Consider the following 16,056-nt stretch of genomic DNA (forward strand, 5'->3'; position numbering starts at 1 on the left):
TCAGTCCGCGCGCGCGCCGCCTATGCTGTGTGGATGGGCGGCGCTGTCGATGAAGGGTTTTCGGATCTGCTGGCCCGGCTTTATGCCGGGGTCGGCCCGGTGGGGGACGGGGAGGCGGAGCCGTGGCGCGGGTTTCTGGAAGCGCTGGCGCGGTGGATGGAGGCGAGCTTTGCCACGCTGATCATCACCGCGCCCGGCAAGCGCCAGCCCGCGACGTTCCTGACACCGGGATCGGATGCGGCGTTCGATGCCGCCTATACCGAGACGCTGTTTGCCGAGGACCCGTTCCAGGGACTGAGCGACGGGGTGGTGACATCCTATGCGGAGTTCATGGCGCAGCTTCCGGACAGCGCATTTGCCACCTATCGCCAGGCGATGGCGAGCAGCGGGTTCGACCAGGTGCTGGGGATCGACCTGCACTTTGGCGGCGGCCATTCGGCCGGAAGCAGGGGAGGGCGGCCGGACGAGGGGCGATATGAAGCGCGCTTCCGCGTCAGCCGGCACAATTCGCTGCCCGATTTCACGCGGGAGGAGCGGGCGCGGCTGCAGGCGCTGGCGCAGCATTTGCGTATTGCCGTTTCGCTGTTCGAGAAGCTGCAGTTCGCCGGGGCCGAACACGGCATGTTCCACGCCACCGCGCAAGGACTGGGCCTTGCGCTGCTGGTGCTGGATCGCAACCGGCGCATCGTCAGCAGCAACGCCCTGGCCGAGGCGCTGTTGGCCGAGGACGAAGGCTTGCGCCGGCGGGGCGACGAGCTGGTCCTTGCCGATGCGGCGCAGCACAAGCTGGTGGGCGAGCTGCTGGCGCAAGGGGGCGAGCGCGGACTTACCCGCTTCCGCATCGAGCGGCCAGGGCGGGGCGATCTGGTGGTAACGGCGCGGCCGGTAGAGCTTAACGCGATCCACGGCGGGGCCGGGGCGCTGGCGCTGTTCCTTGCCCGCCCGCACCGGCAGGCGGGGCCGGAAAAGGGCCTGGAGAACGGCAATGATCCTCAGGTGCTGCGCGACCTGCTTGGCCTGACCATGGCCGAGGCGCGTCTCGCCGCAGTGCTGGGCGAGGGGCTGAGCCTGGTCGAGGCGGCGGGGCGACTGGGAATCGCCCACAACACGGCGAAAGTGCAGCTGCGATCGGTCTTTGCCAAGACCGGGGTGCATCGCCAGGCGCAGCTAGTCGCGCTGCTGGCCTCCATCGGCGGATAGGCGACTCGCGCAATTCCGCCAGTTTGCGCGGGGCGGCTCTTATGTGTGGCCTTGAAAGGCATATGCGCAAATAAAAGACGCTTGAAATACGCAAATTGTGCGATACATAGGAGGAAGACAAGGCGATACGAGGTTTGGGAGAGCGATGTCCGACATGTTGCGCGATAGCACTCGCCCGCAGGAGGTCGCCTCTGCCGATGCCGTGGTGGCGCGTGTGACCGGGCCGGGATCGCCGTTCGAGATCGGCGAGCGTGACGGCTTGCGCCTGTTCATTGCCGCGCCGCCCGATCTCAACCTTCTGATCGAATCCGCGCGTCGGTTTGGAGACCGCACTTGCGTGGTCGATTTCGACAGTGCGGGCGCCGAACGGCGCATGTCCTACGATCAGGTATTTTCCTGGCGCGACCAGCTGGTGCCGATCCTGCACATCGCCCGCGGGGACCGCGTGGCCATTGCCATGCGCAACCGCGCCGAATGGCTAGTGGCGTTCCTTGCCGTGATGAAGGCGGGCGGGGTGGCGGTACTGGTCAACAGCCGTGGCTCCGGTCCGGAAGTGCTGGCGATGCTCGAAGATGTCGACCCGGCAGTGGTGCTGGCCGACAGCGAGCGCACTGCCGCGATCCGCGAGGCCGGGTTCAAGGGCCGGGTGCTCGACCTGACCAAGCCATTCAACGCCGACGAGCTGGCGCGCCGCACTGCCGATACCAGTCCTGATGCCAGTGTGGCAAAGGCTACCGACCCCTGCGCGATCCTGTTCACCTCGGGCACCACGGGCCGGGTCAAGGGCGCGGTGCTTTCGCATCGTAATGTCATCACCGGGCTGATGTCGACGCAGATGTCGGGCATGATCGTGCTGGGAAACATGGCGGCGCAGATGGGCACCACGCCCGAGGCGCTGATGGCGCAGATGCCGCAGCAGGCCTCGCTGCTGGTCTATCCGCTGTTCCACGTTTCGGGGCTCGGCTCGGGCTTCCTTTCGCCCTTCCTGGGTGGGGGCAAGGTGGTGATCATGCGCCGCTGGGATGCCGACGAAGCGGCGCGGCTGATTGCTGCCGAACAGATCAGCATGTTCAGCGCCGTGCCGACGATGCTGTGGGATATCCTGCACCGCGCGCGGATCGACGGGACCAGCCTTTCATCCTTGCGCAACATCGGCTGTGGCGGACAGGCGCTGCCGGTCAACCTCGTCGAGGAAGTCCACGCACTGTGCCCGCATGCGCAGATCGGCACCGGCTACGGCATGACCGAGTGCTCGGGCGCGATCGCGCAGGCTGTGGGGCCGGAGTTCATGGCGCGACCGGCGGCGGCCGGGCGCAAGCTCGCCATGGTGGAAGTGCGCATCGAAGGGCCGGACGGGCAGGTGCTGGGCGAAGGTGAGACCGGCGAGATCGTGGTGCGCGGCGCGCAGGTCATGCAGGGCTACTGGAACCGCCCGGAGGAGACCGCTGCCGTGCTGACCGAGGATGGCTGGCTGCGCACCGGCGATGTCGGGATGGTCGATAGCGATGGCTATGTCTTCATCGTCGACCGCAAGAAGGACATGGTCATCTCGGGCGGCGAGAACATCTACTGCGCCGAGGTCGAGCGCGTGCTGGGCACGATCCCCGGCCTGACCGAGTGCGCTGCCTTCGGCCTGCCTGACGAGCGGCTGGGCGAGCGGCTGGTCGCCGTGGTCATCGCGCCGAACATAGACGAGGCGGGGGTGATCGCATGGGTCGCCAGCCGCCTTGCCCGCTACAAGGCGCCCAGCCGGGTCGCCGTCACTACCACGCCACTGCCGCGCAATGCGCTGGGCAAGGTCGACAAGATCGCCTTGCGCAAGCTGTGGCCGGAACTCTCTGGAGAATAACGAAATGGCCATGCCCACCAACATCGGCATCATCGACTGCATGCTCGGCATTCCCGATGCCGAGGACCGCGCCGAGTGGTTCGCGCCGTTCCGCCCGCTGATCAAGGACAAGCAGACGCTGGGCCAGTTCGCCATGCCCGCGCAGTACATGTTCAAGGACATTCCGCAGTCGGGCCAGCAGGACGATTACCTTGCCTGGACCGTGGCGCAGATGGACAAGCACAACGTCGAGAAGGCGCTCGTCGGCTGGAACGAGAACGAAACATCGTACCGCGCCAAGGAGCTCTACCCCGACCGCTTCTTCTTCGACCTGCCGGTCAACCCGAACAACGGCACCGAGGAAGTCCGCCGGATCAAGCGCATCCACGCCGAAGTCGGCCTCTCCGCCGTCTCGGTGTTCCCCTCGGGCACGCTCCCGCAGGTGGCGATCAACCACAAGTATATGTGGCCGATCTATTCCGCGTGCGAGGAACTGGGCCTGCCGATCCTGTTGAACGTCGGCATTCCCGGCCCGCGCATCCCGATGGAGACGCAGAAGGTCGAGCACCTCGACGAGGTCTGCTGGTTCTTCCCCGAACTGAAGGTGGTCATGCGCCACGGGGCCGAGCCGTGGGAGGCGCTGGCGGTGAAGCTGATGCTGAAATGGCCGAACCTCTATTATTCGACCAGCGCCTTTGCGCCCAAGCACTACCCCAAGGCGATCATCGACTATGCCAACACGCGTGGCGCCGACAAGGTGATCTACGCCGGCTACTTCCCGATGGGCCTCAGCCTCGATCGCATCATGTCCGACATGCAGAACGTGCCATTCAAGGACGAGGTGTGGCCCAAGTTCCTGCGCGAAAACGCGATGAAGGTGTTCGGGCTCTAAGCAATCCCAGGGAGCCGGGAAGTCTGCTCCCCCCAGTGATCGCCGGCATGCGGAGACAACCCCCGCCCCGGCAATTCAGGAGTGAAACCATGGCGGATCCAGTGGCAACAGATGCCCGCACCGCTCCGGTGGCGGTGTGGCAGATCCTCGAGAAGCTGAAAGGCAAGGACCTGACCGACTGGCGCACCGCGCCGGTACCGGGCCGTGCTTCGGTGGCAGAACGCAATCTCGACATCGGCTTCCCGCTCGGCTGGTATCCCATCGACCTTTCGGCAAACCTTGCCGTGGGCGAGGTGAAGCCGCTGCGCTATTTCTCGCAGGATCTTGCCATGTGGCGGGGCGAGGACGGCAAGGTCCGCGTGCTCGATGCCTACTGCAAGCATCTGGGCGCGCACATGGGCCATGGCGGCAAGGTTCATGGCAACCTGCTCGAGTGCCCGTTCCATGCATGGCGCTATGACGGGGAAGAGGGGACCGTGAAGGAAATCCCCTATTCGAAGTCGATCCCGCCGCAGGTGAAGCGCAAGTGTACGCGGACCTGGCATGTCACCGAGGCGAACCGCTGGATCTGGGTGTGGTATCATCCCGAGGAGGCCGCGCCGCTTTTCGACGTGGTCCACCTGCCCGAGGCAACCGATCCTGAGTGGACCGACTACGACATCTACGAATGGAACGTCTACGGTTCGATCCAGAACATGGCCGAGAACGGCGTGGACGTGGCCCACTTCAAGTACATCCACGGCACCGCCAACGTGCCGCTGGGCGATCTGCGCTGGGGCGAATGGGGCCGCGGGGCCGACGTCAAGGCCAAGATGGGTACGCCGTGGGGCGAGGTCGACGGCCAGATCAGCTATGACACGATGGGTCCGGGGCAAAGCTGGACGCGCTTTACCGGCATTTCCGAGACGCTGCTGGTGGCCTGCATCACCCCGGTCGAACTGGACCATGTCCACGTGCGCTTCTGCTTTACCCAGCCCCGGGCTCAAGCCGAGGGTGAGCGGGCCGGCGTTGCCCGCGCCATCATCCGCGACATCTGCAAGCAGTTCGATCAGGACAAGGTGATCTGGGATCGCCAGAAGTTTGAGCCCAATGCCCTGATCTGCGAAGGCGACGGCCCGATCGCGCAATTCCGCAAGTACTATTCGCGGTACTACGTGAAGTGAAGACGACCAGACGGGAAGCCCTTGCCGGCGGAATTGCGCTTGCCGCAACCGCCGGCCTGCCGGGGAATGCGCACGCGATGAACGACGTCCTCGATACCCACGATTCTCTCGGGCTTGCCGAGTTGGTGAGAATGCGCAAGGTTTCGGCCAGCGAGCTGTTGGAAGCGGCGATTGCGCGGGCCGAGGCCCTGAACCCGCAGCTGAACTTCATGGCGCAGAAGCACTACGACTACGCCCGCAAGGCGATCGCGGCAGGCCTGCCGCAAGGGCCGTTCAGCGGCGTGCCGTGGCTGCTGAAAGACCTCAACACTTATATTGCCGGCGAAGTCACCGAGAACGGCAGCCGCCTCTACAAGGGCCAGCGCGCCAGCGTGACCTCCGAACTGGTGCGCCGCATCGAACGCGCCGGATTCGTGATTTTCGGCAAGACGACCACGCCCGAGTTCGGCCTGACCGGCACGACCGAAAGCGTGCTCATGGGGCCGACGCGCAATCCCTGGAATCGGGAGCGGATCGCGGGCGGATCGTCGGGCGGCGCGGCGGCAGCGGTGGCGGCGGGTGTGATTCCGGCGGCGCACGCCACCGACGGCGGCGGTTCTATCCGCATTCCGGCTTCGGCCTGCGGGCTGTTCGGCCTCAAGCCCTCGCGCGGCCGGGTGCCGATGGGGCCGCTCAGGACCGAAGGCTGGGGCGGCATGTCGGTTCACCACGCAGTCAGCCGCACGGTGCGCGATTCCGCCGCGATCCTTGATACGACGCACGGGGTGGAGCCGGGCTCGCGCTATAGCGCACCGACGCCGGAACGGCCGTTCCTTCAGGAGGTCGGGCGCGATCCGGGCAAGTTACGCATCGCGCTGATGCTCAGCCCGTATTCTGGCGCGCCGGTCGATCCGCAAGTGGTGAAGGCCACTAAGGCGGCAGCCAGGCTGCTCGAAAGCCTTGGCCACCATGTCGAGGAGGCAGCGCCGAAGATCGACATGGCGGCGATCGGGGCGAGCAGCTTTGCGCTGATGGCGTCGTCGGTCGCGGCCGATTGCGTGGACCGGGCCAAGGCGCTGGGCATTGAACTGGGCCCCGACGTGCTGGAGCGCACGACGCTCGATTTCGTGGCGATGGGCAAGAGCTACACCGGCATGGACTTTGCGCGCGGGAACAACGCCTACCAGGCGGCTGCCGTGACGATCGCGCAGTTCATGGAACGCTGGGACGTGATTCTTTCGCCTACGCTATCGGCGCCGCCGCTGCCGCTGGGCCGGATCGGCCTGGATACCGGCCGTTCCATGATGGACTGGGGCCGCGAGGTCGGCACGTTCACCGCGTTTACCGGCATCTATAACGGCACCGGGCAGCCGAGCATGTCACTGCCACTGGCAATGTCGCAAGATGGGCTGCCGATCGGCATCATGGTAACTGGCCGCTTTGGCGAAGAAGGGTTGCTCTTCCAGCTGGCTGGGCAGGTGGAACGCGCCGCGCCGTGGGCAGGGCGGCGAGCGAAGGTCTGAAGATGTAAGCCATCTTTTCGAGCCCCGGGTCAAGCCCGGGGGTCGGAGAATCAAGGCTGGTCTTCGATACTCGCATCCATCCAGCGCAAGTCCTCCACCGTGGCGATGGGGCCGATGGCGGCATTGTATTTTACCGTCTGGAGAACCAGCTCGGTCTCGGCTTCGCGGATGCCTTCCAGCGCCAGCACCCGGTTGGTGACGGCAGCTGCGTCTTCAAGGCTGGGCAGAACGCAGATGGCGATCAGGCGCAGCGCGGCGTTGGCGTCATAGAGCGCGCGGACCTCGGGCAGGGCGAGCAGGCCTTCGCGCACGGCATCGAGCTTGCCGCTGGCGCATTTCACCGTCACGAACATCATATGTTGGCCGGCGTTGGTAGCGTCCAGTCCGCGCGCTATATCGACGATGGGGACGAGCTTGAGCAGCCCCGCGGTCTGCAGCCGCTTGACCCGCCCGCGCACCGTGCCTTCGGTGACGCCGAGGTCTGCGGCAATCTTGCGGAAAGAAAGACGCGCATCGTCGGCCAAGGCTTCGGCGATCTGTCGGTCTAGCTCGTCGGTCTGCGGGAACTGGTCGATCATGCGGCGATGGGGCCAACGGCGGTGTTGTAGCGGTAGACGGTGTTAAGCAGTTCGACGTCGACGTCCTCAACGCCTGCGATCCCGGCCGAAACGTCGCGCGCGGCCTCGATCATCTCGCGCGCGGCGTGGAAGGCATAGAGGCAGCTGACCGGGTAACGGCCCGAGGTAAGGTGTACTGACAGCACATGTTCGCGCTGTGCCAGTTCATGCGCAACCTCGAGCGGGGCGCGGCCGCTCACCTGAAGGCGGATGCGGGCAAGCAGACGATAGCCGTGGACGCGAAAGTCCGCCAGGGCAACGACGCGCATCAGCCCGGCGGCATCCATCGCCCGGATGCGGTTGGCTACCAGATTACCGGTCAGCCCCAGTTCCTCGCCGATCACCGTGGATTGCGCGCGTCCATCTCGCTGCAGCACTTCGATGATGCGCAGGTCGATATCGTCAAGCGTTGCGCCTTTGGCGCGGCGTGTCGGCTTTTCTTCAGACAAGGCGTTCCCCCCGTTTGCGTAAGGTAGCCTAGAGCGCGCTACGCAGCGGGGCAAGGGCAAGCGGGCGGGCTGTGGCGATCAGCCGCGCGGTTCGCGAGGAAGACCAAGGCCGCGTTCGGCAATCAGGTTGCGCTGGATCTGGTTGGTGCCGCCGTAGATCGTGTCGGCGCGGCTGAACAGGAACAGGTTGGGCAGGACGTCCCATTCGTAAGATCCGCCGGCGGCCACTTCGCCCGCCTGGCCCAGTACGTCCATCGCCAGTTCGCCAAGGCGGCGGCGCCATGATGCCCACTGGATCTTATAGGTGAGGGCAGCGCCGTCGATGCTGGAATGATCGCTGTTCGAAAGCATCCGCAGCGCGCCGTAGCGCATCAGCCGCAGGCCGATTTCGGCGCTGGCGATGCGCTGGCGGATTACCGGATCGCGGTCCTTGCCGGTGGCCTTGGCCGCGGCGATGATTTCGTCCAGTTCGTTGCGGAAGCCCATCTGCTGGCCAAGCGTGGACACGCCACGCTCGAACGCAAGCAGGCCCATGGCGATCTTCCAGCCATCTCCTGGTGCGCCGATCAGGCTGTCGGCAGGGCAGCGCGCTTCGGTGAAGAAGGTCTCGTTGAACTCGGCATCGCCATTGATCTGGCGTATTGGACGGACCTCGATGCCCGGCTGATCCAGCGGCATCATCAGGAAGGTCAGGCCCTTTGGCCCTTGCGATCCTTCTTCGGTGCGGGTGACGACGAAGATCCAGTCGGAGATATGGGCGAGGCTGGTCCAGATCTTCTGGCCATCCACGATCCATTCGCCATCTGCCAAGCGCCCCTTGGTGCGCACGCTGCCAAGGTCCGACCCGGCATTTGGTTCGGAAAAGCCCTGGCAGAAGATGGTCTTGCCGGCGGCGATATCCGGAAGAAAGCGGCGCTTCTGCTCGTCGGTCCCGAATGTGAGGATGGTGGGGCCGGCCAGCTCCACTCCGATGTGGTTGATGCGTCCCGGAACTCCGGCCCGGGCATATTCCTCGGCGAAGATCACCTGCTGCGCCAGCGTAGCATCGCGCCCGCCCCATTGCGTCGGCCAGCCGATGCAGCCCCAGCGGTGTTCGCCGAGCTGCTGCTCCCATTCGCGCCGCCGTTCGGGCATGGCGGTAAGCTGGGTCACGCCCCTGATATCGCGGAATTCGCCCGCCATCTGGCCCTGCAGCCACTCGGCGCATTCGGCGCGGAAGTCTTCGTCGGCGGCGGAAAATCCAAGCTTCATGTCGCTGCGCCTCAACCCGGCATATAGAGCTGCGCGGCTTTGCCGCCATCGACGGGCAGGGCAGTGCCGGTGATGTAGCTGGCTGCGCTGGAGAGCATGAACACGATCGCCTCGGCCAGTTCGTCGGGTTCGCCGCCACGCTGCATCGGGATGGCGCGGGTGGTTGCGGCCGCAAAATCAGGCGCGCGGCTTTCATAGTCCTGCGTCGCGGCGGTCTGCACCTGCCCCGGCACGATGGCGTTGATCCGGATGCCGAGCGGGGCACCTTCCATCGCCGCAGCTGCGGTGAAGTGGACCAGTGCGGCCTTCGAGGCCGAATAGCTTGCCATGTTGGCCAACGCTTTGATCCCGCAGGTGGAGGCGATGTTGACGATAGAGCCGCGCTGGCGACCATCAATATCCTGCTTCGCCATCACCGCCATTGCCGCCTTGGTGCCGACGAACACGGCATCGGCATTGACTGCAAAATCCTTGCGCCAGTGTTCCAGGGTCAGCTTCGAAATCGGTGCGTAGTGCACCGACATGGCATTGTTGACGAGCATGTCGAGCCGTCCATGTCGTGCGGCAACATCCTCGATCAGAGCGGTGAAGGCGGCATCATCCGATACATCGAGTCTGACGGCTTCGACCTTCCCGAATTGCGCGATCTCGGTCCGGGCAGCTTCAAGCTTGTCCTCGCGGCGGGCGCAGATCACCACGGTCGCCCCGCGCGCCGCGAGAAGCTTCGCGGTGGCAAGCCCTATGCCATCGCTTCCGCCAGTGACCACGGCAATCTTGCCGGTCATGTCATGAGCCATTGCTTTGCTTCTCCCGATTCCTTGATCTCAACGCAAATGCACCTGTTGCCGCGCCAATGTCAACCTAATGCGCAAAATAACAGCTTTATAACTTCGTATATCGACCTTTCTAGCCGCAACCCACCGCTCTTTGCGGCATTTTGGTCAATTTTGACCATGCAGAGGAGGCGACACAAGCCGAGACGCATCCCGTCAGTTAAAATCTTCCTTGGAAACCAATGGCTTCTTGCGTAGAATGGCGCTCCTGATGTCTCTAATCGTGTAGGTGGCTCATGGTCCTGAAGCGAAAGACGCGGAGCCCCGAGGCGGTCGGCCCGACTGGCTTTACCGCCGCGGATGAGCGGTTACTGATCGCATTCGAACTGGCCGTCGTGATCAACGTCCTGGCCTGCATCGTCATCCTGCCAACCGTTGTCATGGAAAATATGGCGCATAGCGCCGAAAGATCCGCGTCTTATCGCTGAATTTCATCAATGGCGCGGCTGCACGTTGACCAGGTTCGAAGGCGTCGGCAGCCCTCGCTTAGCTGAACCAGGCGCCACCGTTGACATTTATCGTGCTGCCGGTGGCAAAGCTGGCATCCTCGCTGGCGAGATAAGCCACTGCGCCTGCGACTTCCTCTGGCCGCGCAAGGCGCTTCATTACGCTATCCGCGGCGACGGCGGCTTTCACCTCTTCGGGCAGGGGCGCGTAGATCGGAGTCTCGGTCGCACCGGGGTTGACCGCGTTGACGCGAACTCCGCGCGGGGCAAGCTCGCGCGCCATGGCGCGTGTCATGCCGAGGACGGCGGCCTTGGCGGTGACATAGGGCACCGGGCCATTGCCGGCGAGCGCAGCGGTTGAGCCGATGTTGATGATCGAACCGCCTGCGCCTTGTGAAGCCATCATCCGCACTGCGGCGCGGCTGCAGCGGAAGGCGCCGTCGAGCGTGATGGACAGGACCTTTGACCAGCCTTCGTCAGCACAGTGGATGGTCTGGTCGGCAAAGGCAGTTTCATCGCCTCCCGCGCGGGCAGCCTGGCCTGCATAGAATTCGGCCATGCCATCGCCCGGCGCGCTTCCGATCCCGGCGTTGTTGACGAGAATGTCGATCCCGCCAAGCTGGTCAGCCACTTGCGCAAAGGCGGCGTCCACCGAGGCGGTGTCCGACACGTCGCAGGCCACGCCGATGTGGGGCGCGGGCAGGACTGCGCCAGCCTTCTGCGCCGAAAGGTCCAGAATGGCGACCGTCGCGCCTTCATCCGCCAGCCGCCGGGCGATGGCTGCGCCGATGCCCTGCGCTCCGCCGGTAACGACGGCGCGTTTGCCTTGAAGTCTGTTCATGGTGTCCTCGCTCAACCCGCGCGCGGGTAGTCAGTGTAGCCGCGCGCATCGTCGCCGTGGCCGGTGTAGAATGTGGCGCGGTCCCCCTTCGCGAGCGGGGCGCCGGAACGGAAGCGCTCCACCAGATCGGGGTTGGCGATATAGGCGTAGCCGAATGAAACGGCCTCGGCCTTGCCTTGCGCAATCACCGCGTTGGCCTTGTCGAGCGTGAGCCCGCAGTTCTCGATCACCGCGCCCCGCCAGTTGGCGCGGACGAGTTCGAGGCTGTCGAACCCGGCATTGGGAATGTGGATCAGGTGGCAATATGCGAGGCCCATGCCGTCCACAGCCTTCAGCAGGGTCGTATAGGTCTCGGCTGGATCGGCGTCGGCCATGCCGTTGAAGGTAACGCCTGGGCAGATGCGGAAGCCGACGCGGCCCGCGCCAATGGCGGCGGCAATTGCGGAGAGCGTTTCCACCACGAAGCGGACGCGGCTCTCTGCGTTGCCGCCATAGGCGTCGCTGCGCTGGTTTGAATTGGACGAGAGGAACTGCATCGGCAGGTAGCCGGAGGCACAGTGCAGTTCGACCGCGTCGATGCCGGCGGCGCGGGCGTTGCGCGCAGCTGCGACATATTCGGCGATCACGCCGGGAATCTCGTGCGCTGCCAATGCGCGAGGCATTTCGGTGGCGACGGGGATGCCATCGGGGCCGGGGATCGGATCGGGGCAGGGGATCGCGCTGGGGGCGACGGTTTTTGCCTCCGGGTCCTTGTTGGCGCGAACGGCGGCGCGGCCAACGTGCATCAGTTGCATCGCGATGAGGCCACCTTCGGCATGAACCGCATCGGCCACCTTGCGCCAGCCGGCGACCTGTTCCGGCGAATGAATGCCTGGCGTGCGCCAGTAGCCCTTGCCGGTTGGCGACGGCTGAGTGCCTTCGGTGACGATCAGCCCGGCCGAGGCGCGCTGGCGGTAATATTCGACCATGAGTTCGGTAGGTTCGTCGCACGGTCCGGCGCGGTCGCGGGTCATCGGTGCCATGACTACGCGGTTGCGCAAGGCAAGATCGCCGATTTTCACGGGCGAGAATACATCGGCCATGGCGCTTAGCTCCGCACGCGAGGCTTGGGCAGTGGCGCGCCACGCCGCATCGTCTCGATGAACTTCTCGAGCGGAGCGGGCGGCTCTACAGGTCCATCGTGCGGCTGTCCCTGTCGGGCCCAGTAGGTCTTCCAGCTCGGGAACAGATCATGAAAGCTGCCGTGATAGGGTGGCACTCCGGGCCAGCGCATCTTGCGATCACCCACCGGTGCCTTGTTGATGTCGCTGGCGTACCAATAGAGCGGCAGGCGGCGGCGGAAGTACCAGCGGCCGTCGATGCGTTCATACTGGTCGAAGTACATCATCTGCATCAGCACCCACTCGGCGCCGCATTCGTGCTCGTTCTTGGAATAGACCACGCCTTGCGCATGATCGGGATCGTCGAAGTCTATGATGTGACCGCCGATATGGTGGCTGGTACCGTCGAACTGCATAGAGTGCGTTTCGTCGAACCAATCGCGCAGGGCTTTGCGTCCGGTCTTGCCGCCGCCGACACGCACGTCTTCGGGGAACAGGTTTACCCAGGCATCGCCGTCGCGCATGTCCAGAGCGAGCGAATACTTGGCAGGCAACTGGCGGATCGCGTCGAGGGACTCCAGCCGATCGATGCGGGCGAGGAGGGATGCTTCTGTCATCATGGTCGTGCCTTCAGCAAATGGGAGTGGGCCGATAGAGCGAGCCGTTGGCCCAACCGACGATATCGTCACTGCCCGAAGTGATCAGATCGTCGACCTCGCCGACCAGCAGGTCGTGCGTGCCAAATCTGACACTGTCGCGGATTGTGCAGAAGATCGCGGCGGGAGCTTTGTCGATGTACCAGAGGCCTTCATGCGCATGGTGGACGTGTTGGCGCCAATCATCCTGGCGAAACCGCATTTCGCGCGCAGCGGGATCGGCGAAGGGGCGGACGTGGCCGTCCTGCCCAGCCTGCAGCAGGTTGATGCAGAAACGTCCGGCCCGCATCATTGCATCGTGTGCCGAACCTGAGCGGTTCACACAGATCGCCATGGCTGGAGGATCCAGGCATACCGGCATCAATGCCGACATGGCGAGGCCCACCGGCGCGCCATTTTCGGGATCGAAGCTCGTAACAATTCCCAGCGGCGCTGGCATGAAGCGCAGTACGCGCCTGAGGCGGGCATCGAGCGCAGTTTGGTCGTTCGGCATCAGGGCCTTGCCTCCTGACTCCGGCTTTCGATCGGGGCCTCGTCAAACTTGTATTTGATGATGTCGACCACGATGGCCGGTGTCAGGGTACGGATGCCGCGGACCGTGGAGAGCTTGTCCAGCAGGAAATCGGACAGGCTGTCGAAATCGCGCAGGGCGACGAGCATGTCGATGTCGTAGCGCCCGGTGACCATATGCGCGGCGAAGACTTCGGGCAGGCCGCCAAGCTCCGCCGCGACTTCCGACGCTGGACGCCCGTCCACCTCGACCGAGATGCGCAGCAAGACGTTGAAGCCGTGGGCGGAGAAATCGGACACCGCGACGACGCGCAACTGGTTCGCGTCTTCCATCCGGCGGATGCGGGTGGAGACTGTCGTCGCTGTAAGGCCGAGGCGTTCGGCGATCTGCTGGTTGTTGGCGCGGCCGTTGCTGCGCAACTCGCGGATGATCGCCTGATCGGTAGCGTCAAAGCTGAACACGCGGGCGGCGAGGCTGCTGGCGCTTCGGGTTCCGTTTGCCGGACGCGCCATCAGGCCATCTCGCGAATGGCGCGCACCGCTGCCCGCGCGCCGTGCATTGCGCCCTCGATATAGCTAACACCGTTGGCATCGCCGATGGCGTGGACATCGAAACCGGCGATACGGAGGGAATCCGCCAGCGTCAGGTCGCCTCGCGCGCCCTTGGCGACGATGACGTTGCCGGCGGGAACGGTCTGCGGCTGGCCCGCAGCGTCGGTGAAGGTCACGCTGTCCTTGCCGATGGCGATGGTGGTTGCGCCCGCGTGGAGGCCGACGCCATGTTCGGCGAGTTCGGCCATCAGGCGCATGCGGCGCACCAGAGTGAGGCCCTTGCCCATGCGCGGGGCTTCCTCGATCACGTTGACGATGCGGCCACGCTCGCTGAGGAATTCGGCAAGTTCGAGGCCGACGAGTTCGCCGCCGATGATGGTGACGGTATCCGCAAGCGGCATCCAGGCGTGGGTGGCCTTGCGCACCAGCGCGAGATTGGCAGTGGCACCCGTCGCCGCGCCGACCTTGGTGGCGAGACGGGTGAACAGGCCGGTCTTGCGCTTCAGATCGTCAGAGCTTTCGCCCAGCATCATGCGGCGCATATCATCGCCCGAGTAGACGTGGTCCTGATCGTTGCCGGGGATGGGCGGCATGTCGCGGATCGCGCCAGTGGCTACAATGACGGTCTGTACGCCGAGTTCGCGCAGCAGTTCGGGGGTTGCGACGGTCGAGAGGCGGACGTCAATGTCGGCCTCCTTCACCTCACGGCGCAGCCATTCGAGCAGGCGCTCGTTCGGTTCATAGGCGAGGCTGGCAAAGCGCAGGGTGCCGCCCAGGCGGTCCGACTTCTCGATCAGCGTGACCTTGTGGCCGAGGGCCGAAAGCCTGCGGGCCGATTCCATGCCGCCGGGTCCACCACCGATCACGGCGACGTGACTAGCATTGCCGTTTGCTGCAGGCGCATCGCCTTCGAACTCGTGAGCAAGGTTGGCGTTGACCGCGCAGCGCGTGGGCTGGCCCATGTAGATCGCCGAGACGCAAGTGTAGCAATAGACGCAGGGGCGGACCTTTTCGGTCTCGCCCGTTGTCAGCTTGCGCGGCAGGTGCGGGTCGGCCAGCAGCTTGCGGCCCATCGCGACGAAATCGGTCTCGCCCTTGGCGATGGCGCTTTCGGCGCTGTCCACCTCGATCCGGCCTGAGCCGATCACCGGGATCGACACGACTTTGCGGATTTCGGCCGTGGCGGGGAGGTTCCAGTTTTCCAGATGCGGAATGTTAGACTGCGAGTGCAGCTTTCCGACAGAGGTATCGTGGTACGAGGTGATGGTGATCGCATCGGCGCCGGCGGCTTCGACAAGGCGGGCGTGCTCCTTGGCCATTTCCAGCGTGATGCCGCCGGGCTTGCCCACTTCCTGTGAATCGAGCTTGATCCACAGCGGATAATCGCGGCCGACTTCGGCGCGGATCGCGGCGATGACCTCAAGCGTCAGGCGCAGGCGGTTCTCCACGCTGCCGCCGTACTGGTCGGTGCGGGTGTTGGTAGAGGGCGAGGTGAACGAGGACAGGAGGTAGCCGTGGCCGCCGTGGATCTCGATCCCGTCGAATCCGGCTTCCTTGGCGCGGCGCGCGCCTTGTGCGAACTGCTGCACGGCAAGGTCGATGTCGGCCTGTTCGAGCACCTTGAGCTCGGGCATCTTCATGCCGGCCAGCGCCTGCAGTTCCTCCATGAGGAAGTAGTCGATGAAGCTGCCCTTGGGCGCGGGCGGAACGGCCGGTCCCCACAGCTTATGGCCCCAGCGGTTGAAGCTGTATCCGGCAACGAATCCGCCGTGGTGCAATTGCGTGGCGATCTTCGCACCGTGAGCATGGACACGGTCCGTCAGTGCCCTGAGGCCGGGGATGAAACGATCGTCCGAGATCGCGGTCTGCTGCATTGCCACTGCGCCGACCGGCCAGGCAACGCCGGCCACGCCACAGATGATCAGGCCAGCCCCACCGCGCGCCTGCTCTTCATGGTAGGCGATCAGTTGTTCGCCTACCGTGCCGTCATCTTCCGACAAGCTTACACCCATCGCGGTGACGGCAATGCGGTTCTTGGTCTCCATAGTGCCGATGCGGCCCGGCGAGAGCAGGTGGGGGTAGAGGTTGGAAGACAACTTTGCGGTTCCTCGTCCGAGCGGCTACGACGCGCAGGATTCTGCCTTGCAGCGTCATATTGTCCATTATTGCGTAATCCATGGCTCATTGCCCTACGATAATCAAGGCGGAAAGCGGAG

At 64.8% G+C, this 16,056-nt stretch carries 16 protein-coding genes; 6 read left to right on the forward strand and 10 right to left on the reverse strand.

Going from position 1 to position 16,056, the window contains the following annotated elements; translation table 11 throughout:
* Positions 1–33: 33 nt before the first annotated feature.
* From NJ75_RS15320 to NJ75_RS15340, 5 genes are all read left to right on the forward strand, one after another.
* Positions 34–1,200: a helix-turn-helix transcriptional regulator gene (locus NJ75_RS15320; protein ID WP_039335977.1), complete on the forward strand. Its 1,167-nt coding sequence runs from the start codon at positions 34–36 to the stop codon at positions 1,198–1,200.
* Positions 1,201–1,345: 145 nt separating this feature from the next.
* The gene (locus NJ75_RS15325; RefSeq protein WP_052242555.1) at positions 1,346–3,049 is read left to right on the forward strand and encodes a class I adenylate-forming enzyme family protein; all 1,704 of its coding nucleotides are present in this window, start codon (positions 1,346–1,348) and stop codon (positions 3,047–3,049) included.
* Between the two features lie 4 nt (positions 3,050–3,053).
* Positions 3,054–3,920 carry an amidohydrolase family protein gene (locus NJ75_RS15330; protein WP_039335979.1) on the forward strand — a complete coding sequence of 289 codons (867 nt, stop codon included), beginning with the start codon at positions 3,054–3,056 and terminating at the stop codon, positions 3,918–3,920.
* 89 nt (positions 3,921–4,009) lie between these two features.
* The gene (locus NJ75_RS15335) at positions 4,010–5,083 is read left to right on the forward strand and encodes a Rieske 2Fe-2S domain-containing protein (protein WP_039335981.1); all 1,074 of its coding nucleotides are present in this window, start codon (positions 4,010–4,012) and stop codon (positions 5,081–5,083) included.
* Positions 5,080–6,585, forward strand: coding sequence for an amidase (locus NJ75_RS15340; protein ID WP_082013416.1), 1,506 nt, complete (start codon positions 5,080–5,082; stop codon positions 6,583–6,585). Before NJ75_RS15335 ends, NJ75_RS15340 begins: the two co-directional genes overlap by 4 nt.
* 50 nt (positions 6,586–6,635) lie before the next feature.
* Here the strand turns inward: NJ75_RS15340 and NJ75_RS23410 are convergent, their stop codons facing one another.
* The 4 genes from NJ75_RS23410 to NJ75_RS15360 form a co-directional block, all read right to left on the reverse strand.
* Positions 6,636–7,163 (reverse strand): Lrp/AsnC family transcriptional regulator, encoded by a 528-nt coding sequence (locus tag NJ75_RS23410; protein WP_052242556.1) that lies wholly within the window; start codon positions 7,161–7,163, stop codon positions 6,636–6,638.
* On the reverse strand, positions 7,160–7,651 hold the full coding sequence (locus NJ75_RS23415; RefSeq protein ID WP_052242557.1) for an Lrp/AsnC family transcriptional regulator: 492 nt from the start codon (positions 7,649–7,651) through the stop codon (positions 7,160–7,162). The genes NJ75_RS23410 and NJ75_RS23415 overlap by 4 nt, the downstream gene beginning before the upstream one ends.
* Positions 7,652–7,729: 78 nt before the next feature.
* Positions 7,730–8,902: an acyl-CoA dehydrogenase family protein gene (locus NJ75_RS15355; protein WP_039335983.1), complete on the reverse strand. Its 1,173-nt coding sequence runs from the start codon at positions 8,900–8,902 to the stop codon at positions 7,730–7,732.
* An 11-nt stretch (positions 8,903–8,913) separates the two neighbouring features.
* Positions 8,914–9,699 (reverse strand): SDR family NAD(P)-dependent oxidoreductase, encoded by a 786-nt coding sequence (locus tag NJ75_RS15360; RefSeq protein WP_039335985.1) that lies wholly within the window; start codon positions 9,697–9,699, stop codon positions 8,914–8,916.
* A 272-nt stretch (positions 9,700–9,971) separates the two neighbouring features.
* Here NJ75_RS15360 and NJ75_RS15365 point away from each other — a divergent pair, with 272 nt between their 5' ends.
* On the forward strand, positions 9,972–10,163 hold the full coding sequence (locus NJ75_RS15365; RefSeq protein ID WP_039335986.1) for a hypothetical protein: 192 nt from the start codon (positions 9,972–9,974) through the stop codon (positions 10,161–10,163).
* 58 nt (positions 10,164–10,221) lie between these two features.
* On the opposite strand, the gene NJ75_RS15370 is transcribed toward NJ75_RS15365, so the two are convergent.
* Genes NJ75_RS15370 through NJ75_RS15395 form a run of 6 tightly spaced genes read right to left on the reverse strand, consistent with a single transcriptional unit; the run spans position 10,222 to position 15,936 of the window.
* Complete coding sequence (locus NJ75_RS15370) at positions 10,222–11,022, reverse strand: SDR family NAD(P)-dependent oxidoreductase (RefSeq protein ID WP_039335989.1); 801 nt, start codon at positions 11,020–11,022, stop codon at positions 10,222–10,224.
* 11 nt (positions 11,023–11,033) lie between these two features.
* Positions 11,034–12,104 carry an alkene reductase gene (locus NJ75_RS15375; RefSeq protein ID WP_039335991.1) on the reverse strand — a complete coding sequence of 357 codons (1,071 nt, stop codon included), beginning with the start codon at positions 12,102–12,104 and terminating at the stop codon, positions 11,034–11,036.
* Positions 12,105–12,109: 5 nt separating this feature from the next.
* Positions 12,110–12,739 (reverse strand): nuclear transport factor 2 family protein, encoded by a 630-nt coding sequence (locus tag NJ75_RS15380; protein WP_039336058.1) that lies wholly within the window; start codon positions 12,737–12,739, stop codon positions 12,110–12,112.
* 13 nt (positions 12,740–12,752) lie between these two features.
* Positions 12,753–13,271, reverse strand: coding sequence for a flavin reductase family protein (locus NJ75_RS15385; RefSeq protein ID WP_039335993.1), 519 nt, complete (start codon positions 13,269–13,271; stop codon positions 12,753–12,755).
* Entirely contained in the window at positions 13,271–13,801 is a 531-nt protein-coding gene (locus tag NJ75_RS15390) for an Lrp/AsnC family transcriptional regulator (RefSeq protein ID WP_052242558.1), read from the reverse strand. The genes NJ75_RS15385 and NJ75_RS15390 overlap by 1 nt, the downstream gene beginning before the upstream one ends.
* Positions 13,801–15,936 carry an NAD(P)/FAD-dependent oxidoreductase gene (locus NJ75_RS15395; RefSeq protein ID WP_039335995.1) on the reverse strand — a complete coding sequence of 712 codons (2,136 nt, stop codon included), beginning with the start codon at positions 15,934–15,936 and terminating at the stop codon, positions 13,801–13,803. Before NJ75_RS15395 ends, NJ75_RS15390 begins: the two co-directional genes overlap by 1 nt.
* Between the last annotated feature and the right edge of the window lie 120 nt (positions 15,937–16,056).

The organism is Novosphingobium subterraneum, assembly GCF_000807925.1.
In the GTDB taxonomy this organism is placed as follows: domain Bacteria; phylum Pseudomonadota; class Alphaproteobacteria; order Sphingomonadales; family Sphingomonadaceae; genus Novosphingobium; species Novosphingobium subterraneum.